Source organism: Peribacillus sp., from assembly GCF_059453735.1.
Genome location: NZ_JAZVJO010000312.1, coordinates 1 through 6,966, shown reverse-complemented (window position 1 = coordinate 6,966; position 6,966 = coordinate 1). Strand labels below are relative to the sequence as shown.

Genomic DNA, 6,966 nt, shown 5'->3' with positions numbered 1-6,966 from the left:
TGTCTAACGGAGAACTAGAAATCGAATTCTCCCCTCAAGGTACGTTGATTGAACGCATTCGGGCAGGGGGAATGGGACTCGGCGGAGTTCTATGTGATATCGGACTAGATGAAGACATTGTCAAACGGTATAAACAGCGGGTCACTGTTAGTGGCAGCGAATACTTAATTGAGCCGGCATTAACGGCAGATATTTCGATTGTTTATGCCGAAAAAGCAGATGAGTTTGGTAATTTAATATATGACAAAAGTGGTCGAAATACCAATCCATTAGTTGCGATGGCTGGGAAAATAACTGTCGTTGAAGCAAAAGAAATTGTTCCGGTTGGTGAACTGGATCCTGAAGCCATCATTACGAGCGGTGTATTTGTGGATTATGTAGTTCAATCGGAGGGGGTGAACTGGAAATGGGTTTGGGAACCGAGATAAGGGATAAAATGGCGAAGCGTGCGGCGGAGGAAATTAAAGACGGCATGCTGGTGAACCTAGGAATAGGAATTCCTTCGCTTGTTCCTAATCATTTGCCTGAATATCATCAAGTGATATTTCATTCAGAAAATGGCATTATTGGGATCGGCTCTACCCCTGAAGCCGGCAAGGAAGATGCTCATTTATGCAATGCAGGTGGTTATCCGGTCACTATCAGAGGCGGTGCTTCGTATTGTGACAGTGCTACGGCATTTGGCATTATTCGCTCAGGTTTAATTGATGTAACCATTTTAGGTGCTTTGCAGGTCAGCGGGGAAGGAGATTTGGCTAATTGGATTGTCCCAGGCAAAAGAGTGCCTGGAATGGGCGGGGCCATGGAGCTTGCGGCTAGAGCTAAAAAAGTAATTGTTTTAATGAATCATTTGGAAAAGTCAGGTGCGCCTAAGCTTGTAAAAGAATGCTCACTTCCGCTGACAGCGAGAAAATGCGTACATACAGTCATTACGGAACAAGCAGTCTTTACAGTCACAGTACAGGGTTTACTTTTGACGGATTTGTTTGCACCCTACACGTTAATCGATATCCGAGAAAATACAGATGCATCATTTTCCATTAGTGAAAATCTTCGCTATATAAAAATGCAGGGGGAGGGTTAAGAGTGAACGTTGAAGCAAGTATTAAGCAATGGCTGTATAATCACGAACAAGATGGAATTGATTTGCTTCAGAAGCTTGTACAGGAGCCTAGTAAACGCGGCCGCGAAGCGAAGGCACAGGCCATTATTATGGAGAAATGCAAACAACTTAATCTGGAAATCGATTGCTGGGAATTGGAGGGCGATACGTTGCGTCAGCATCCCCAGTTTCATTGTGACCGGAGTGATTTTAGCGGGAATCCCAACCTAGCCGCGGTTTTAAAAGGGAGTGGAGGGGGGAAATCGATTCTACTTAATGGACATATTGATGTGGTTCCAGAGGGGAATCTTCACGATTGGGTGGAGCATCCTTTCAGCGGTATCGTAAAGGACGGCAAAATGTATGGCCGAGGAACCACGGATATGAAAGGCGGTACGGTCTCCTTACTTATGGCCATGGATGCCATTATATCGTTAGGCATTCGGTTAAAAGGGGACGTGATTTTTGAAAGTGTCATCGAAGAAGAAAGCGGGGGCGCAGGCACACTTGCTGCTGTATTGCGGGGATATCGGGCAGATGCGGCCATTATTCCTGAACCGACGAATCTGAAATTTTTTCCGCTTCAGCAGGGTTCAATGTGGTTTCGTATAACCGTAAAAGGGAAATCAGCTCATGGCGGTACTCGATATGCAGGGGTGAATGCCATTGAACAGGCCATGGTTGTCATTGATGCCCTTCGAGAGCTAGAGACCAAACGGAATGAAGCGCTGGATCATCCGCTTTATGAGACAATTCCTATCCCAATACCGATTAATTTGGGCAAAATTTCAGGTGGAGATTGGCCATCTTCTGTACCGGATACAGTTATTCTTGAAGGACGTTTTGGGGTAGCACCTAATGAGAGTATTGAAGCGGCACAATTGTCACTAACTGAATGTTTGAGTGAATTAAATACTAAACATGAATGGTTTCAGATCAAACCAGTCGAATGGGAATGGTTTGGCGCTAGATGGCTGCCAGGACAACTTGAGGAAAACCACCCGCTCACGCAGGTTCTAACAGATAAATTTATATCTGTGTTTAATAAAGAACCAGTGATTGAGGCCTCACCATGGGGGACGGACGGCGGCTATTTATCAGTTGTAGGCAAAATTCCAGTCATGGTCTTTGGACCAGGCATAACGGAAATGGCCCATGACGCGAATGAACATATTGAGCTAAGAAAAATAACCGAAGCTGCACATGTCATTGCGCTGACCATTCTGGAATGGTGTGGAATGGATGATGCCTAACGATTTTCAGGATATGGGTCTGATTCAAATGATTCAGCCCTTTTGGTACAATAAAGGAGGAGATACTTAAAAAAGGGGGATATCAAATTGGAAGAGATCGCACAAGTTAAAGAGATAACAACAGACCGCTATACAATGAAGCTAACGATTGATCGATTTAATAAACGAGTCAGAGTGGAAGATTATCGCGGCCATACCGAGAGCTGTCTACAAATTGCGGTAGATGCAGCTCAAGAGATCCAGGCAGAAAAACTAATCGTTAAGGCAAGAGCAAGTGATGTTCAAAAACTGATTGCGGAAGGGTTTGTATATGAAGCTTCCATTGACCGGTTCTACCGAGGAAGCGACTGTTTCTTTATGGCAAAGTTTTATCAAAACGAACGCCGAAACAGTGTGAATTGGGAGGAAGGCGATCGAATTCTTGAGAGTGTAAAGACGCTTAAGAAAAAAGGCTCCCAAGCGGCTCCTCCTCATGACTATGAAATCCGAAAAGCGAATACAGATGATGCTATAAAGCTGGCAGCATTATATGAGACGGTCTTTGAAATTTACCCGACACCGATGAATGATCCCGTCTATATAACCGAATGCATGAAGAAAGGTACGGTCTTCTATGTATATACATATGAAAAAGAAATTGTCAGTGCAGCGTCCGCGGAAATCGATATGAATGAATTTAATGCAGAAATCACGGATTGTGCTACCTTGGCTGCTCATCGACAGTTCGGCTTAATGAGGCGTTTAATTGAAGCGCTTGAAGAAGATTTACGGAAAGAGCAGATTTTTTGTTTATACTCAATCGCTAGAAGTCTTTCTTATGGAATGAATGCCGCTTTTTACGGACTTGGCTACAAATATAAAGGGAGGCTGGCTAACAACTGTTATATTTTTGATAAGCTTGAGGACATGAATATGTGGGTGAAAACCAGCTGAGGTGCCAGGAAATGGGCACCAAGGGTGCGAATTTTCGGCACTTTGCTATTGCAGATTATTGATAGAAAGGAGTGGGTGAAGACGGAAGATTTTTTTAATACTCGTGAAGTGCTGGAAGCAATCTTAAAAAGCATTGATGAAGGAATTCATGTAATCGATAATGGCGGCAGGACGATTTTTTATAATGAAGTAGCTGGTGGACATGATGGCATGAAAGTCGAAGAGGTACTGGGCAAACCACTTCTAAAGGCATTTCCTTCCTTAAATCAGAAGTCTTCTACCCTGCTCCAAGTGATTGAAACGGAACAGCCCATCTTTGATAAACGGCAATCTTATCTCAATCTTCATGGCAAGATGATTGAAACCCTTAATACGACACTGCCGATTCATGTGGATAACCAAATGATTGGCGCTATTGAAATTGCCAAGGACTATTCACGATTGAAGAACCTATCTGAGCGGTTACTCGATTTAGAAACGACGGTAAAAAAGCCGAGCATCTCTAAAAAAAACGTGAACAATGGAGCGGTCTACACATTTAATGACATTCTGACAAAGAATCCTGATTTTCAACAAATCATTCGTCAGGGAAAACGAGCGGCAGAATCGGAATCAGCCGTCCTGGTTTTTGGCGAAAGCGGAGTTGGTAAGGAGCTGTTTGTTCAGGGAATCCATAATGCTTCACCGCGCCGCAAGGGACCATTTATTGCCCAAAATTGTGCAGCTCTTCCTGAATCTCTTCTCGAAAGTTTACTCTTCGGAACAGCTAAGGGCAGCTACACGGGTGCAGTTGAACGGCAAGGGTTATTTGAACTTGCAAACGGGGGAACCTTATTTCTGGATGAATTGCAATCAATGCCTATCGAGCTTCAGGCAAAATTGCTGAGAGTGCTTGAAGATGGGTTAGTCAGACGAATAGGCGGGTCGAAAAGTACGTTTGTCGATGCCCGAATTATCACGGCGATGAATACTCATCCTGAAAAAGCGATTCAGGAAAAGACCCTGCGGCCCGATTTATTTTATCGGCTGAATGTATTGAGCTATGAACTGCCGCCGCTTCATAAACGTCCAGAAGATGTCGTCTTTTTAGCTACTCATTTCATTTGTCACTTCAACATACAACTAGGGCGAGTCGTGGAAGGGATTAGTGAAGAAGTCCAAACCATTTTTTTAACCCATCACTGGCCAGGGAACGTTAGAGAACTAAAACATACGATTGAGTTTATGATGAATCATACCGAGGGCACTGTGCTGCAGGGTGTAGATTTACCGGTATTTCTAAAGAAAAAAGTCGAACGCAATCAGGGCATTCAACCACTTCGGGATGCATTAAATCAAATGGAGGAAACGTATATACAAAGAGCGCTGCTCCAAGCAAATGGGAATGTCCTTCAGGCATCTAAACTGCTGGATATCCCAAGACAGACACTGCAATATAAAATCCAAAAAAGAAAAAAATGAGTAAACACGTATTTTGGAGATACTGCGGGTTTGGGTTAACTTTGGCATACTACTTGCATCTAATACTACTATCAAGTTTTTGGAGGTAATTAGATGTTTAATAACCTATATGTACCTGACCGAAACTGGCAGGATATTGAGCTATGGAAAGACGTTACAGAAGAGCAATGGGGAAACTGGATTTGGCAGTTAACCAATACGATAAGAACACTTGACGATTTGAAAAAAGTGATTAATCTTACCCCTGATGAAGAAGAAGGCGTCCGAATATCCACCAAGACCATCCCGCTGAACATAACACCCTACTATGCGTCATTAATGAATCCAGATGATCCACGCTGTCCGATTAGAATGCAGTCTGTTCCCGTATCAGATGAAATGCATAAAACGAAATATGATATGGAAGATCCGCTTGAAGAGGATGAAGATTCGCCAGTGCCTGGTCTGACACATCGATATCCTGACCGGGTTTTGTTTTTAGTAACGAATCAATGTTCCATGTACTGCCGTTATTGCACAAGACGCAGGTTTTCAGGGCAAATCGGTATGGGCGTTCCTAAGAAACAGCTGGACGCAGCGATCCAATATATTAGGGAAACACCTGCTGTGCGAGATGTACTCCTTTCCGGAGGGGACGGCTTATTAATCAATGACACGATTTTAGAGTATATTCTTAAAAACCTGCGAGCCATTCCCCATGTAGAAATTATCCGCATTGGTACGAGAGCTCCTGTTGTGTTTCCGCAGCGAATTACGAAGGACCTGTGTACCATCTTACAAAAATATCATCCAGTATGGCTTAACACCCATTTCAACACGAGTGTTGAAATCACAGAAGAATCTAAAGCTGCCTGTGAAATGCTCGTAAATGCTGGGGTACCTGTGGGCAATCAATCTGTTATTCTAGCTGGTATTAATGACAGCGTTCCGATTATGAAAAAATTGATGTATGATCTGGTCAAGATTCGAGTCCGTCCTTATTATATTTACCAATGTGATCTATCAGAAGGAATTGGCCACTTTCGTGCGCCTATATCCAAAGGGATAGAAATCATGGAAGGACTTAGGGGACATATTTCGGGCTATGCTGTGCCAACTTTCGTCGTCGATGCTCCGGGGGGCGGTGGTAAAATTACGCTGCAGCCTAACTATATTCTTTCTCAATCGCCTACTAAAACGGTACTTCGTAACTTCGAAGGGGTCATTACCACCTATCCAGAACCGGAACACTATACACCAGGTCGTGCCGATGAATATTTTAAAGGGCTTTATCCAGATGTGGTGGATAAACAGTCGGATATTGGCATTGCAGGGATTATGAATGATAAACAATTGAATCTCGTTCCAAAGGGATTAAAACGAATGAATCGCCGTGAGGAATATGTCACAAACCCCGAACATGCTTCCTTAAAAAATCAACGTGAAAAACGAGACCAGCTAAAAGAAAAGAAATTTCAAGCACAGCAGAAAAAATCCACTTCATTTACAGAGGGAGGGGAATAGGATGGCCATTTGTCCTTGGTGTGAAGCAGGAACGATTTCTTCCGTAACTGATACGGTCTATTGGGAATTACCTGACGGAACAAGAGCAGTCGAAATCACCGAAACCCCTTCATTAGCCTGTGCAAATTGTCAGGCAAGGTTTCAAAGTGATGAAACCGTAAAGGAAATTGAAAATCAACTATTTCTAATCGATACCAAGCTGCTTGAAAAAAAGACGACATATGATGAACTGATGAATATGAAACGATTGTTGAAACGGAATTATTTTGATTTTAGTTAAGAAACACTCATTACGCGTGTTTTAGACTGTAGACAAATTAATCAAAATTTGTCTACACTCTTCTTTTTTATTTTATAACGTGGCAGTTGATTTCCGTTCCAGGCGCTTCGCTTAATGAATAAACCCAACTAATCTTCTTTTAAGGTAGCTGGGTTATTTTGCATGTGCAAAATAGCTATTAAAAATAAACGCAAATTATCTTCTAAAGTGACACATTACGAGTGTTTCTTTTTTTTGTTTGTGGTTTTTAGAAATGGATACTTATGATAGATATATCGATTGTTTTTAATCGTTATATCGGTTAAAATAATCGATATAGATAGGTGGTGGGGTTGATGAAAAAAAGAAGAGGGTTTATAAAGTCAGCGATCTTGCATTTGCTTAAAGAGGAATCAATGCATGGTTATCAAATTATGAAGGAATTAGAGAGTCGT

Annotated in this window: 7 protein-coding genes; all 7 read left to right on the top strand. The window is 42.4% G+C overall.

Annotated elements, in window-relative coordinates:
- Positions 1–428: CoA transferase subunit A (locus AC52RT_RS09995; RefSeq protein WP_495540606.1), on the top strand; the 428-nt coding region annotated here is incomplete at its 5' end.
- Positions 407–1,084 (top strand): 3-oxoacid CoA-transferase subunit B, encoded by a 678-nt coding sequence (locus tag AC52RT_RS09990; RefSeq protein ID WP_495540605.1) that lies wholly within the window; start codon positions 407–409, stop codon positions 1,082–1,084. The genes AC52RT_RS09995 and AC52RT_RS09990, both read left to right, overlap by 22 nt.
- A 2-nt stretch (positions 1,085–1,086) precedes the next feature.
- A complete protein-coding gene (locus AC52RT_RS09985; protein WP_495540604.1) occupies positions 1,087–2,355 on the top strand; it encodes a peptidase in 1,269 nt (422 codons plus the stop codon).
- A gap of 87 nt (positions 2,356–2,442) precedes the next feature.
- Entirely contained in the window at positions 2,443–3,288 is an 846-nt protein-coding gene (gene ablB, locus AC52RT_RS09980) for a putative beta-lysine N-acetyltransferase (protein ID WP_495540603.1), read from the top strand.
- Between the two features lie 75 nt (positions 3,289–3,363).
- On the top strand, positions 3,364–4,749 hold the full coding sequence (locus tag AC52RT_RS09975) for a sigma-54 interaction domain-containing protein (protein WP_495540602.1): 1,386 nt from the start codon (positions 3,364–3,366) through the stop codon (positions 4,747–4,749).
- A gap of 93 nt (positions 4,750–4,842) precedes the next feature.
- A complete protein-coding gene (gene kamA, locus AC52RT_RS09970) occupies positions 4,843–6,252 on the top strand; it encodes a lysine 2,3-aminomutase (RefSeq protein ID WP_495540601.1) in 1,410 nt (469 codons plus the stop codon).
- Between the two features lies 1 nt (position 6,253).
- Positions 6,254–6,532 carry a YokU family protein gene (locus tag AC52RT_RS09965; RefSeq protein WP_495540600.1) on the top strand — a complete coding sequence of 93 codons (279 nt, stop codon included), beginning with the start codon at positions 6,254–6,256 and terminating at the stop codon, positions 6,530–6,532.
- Positions 6,533–6,966: the final 434 nt, after the last annotated feature.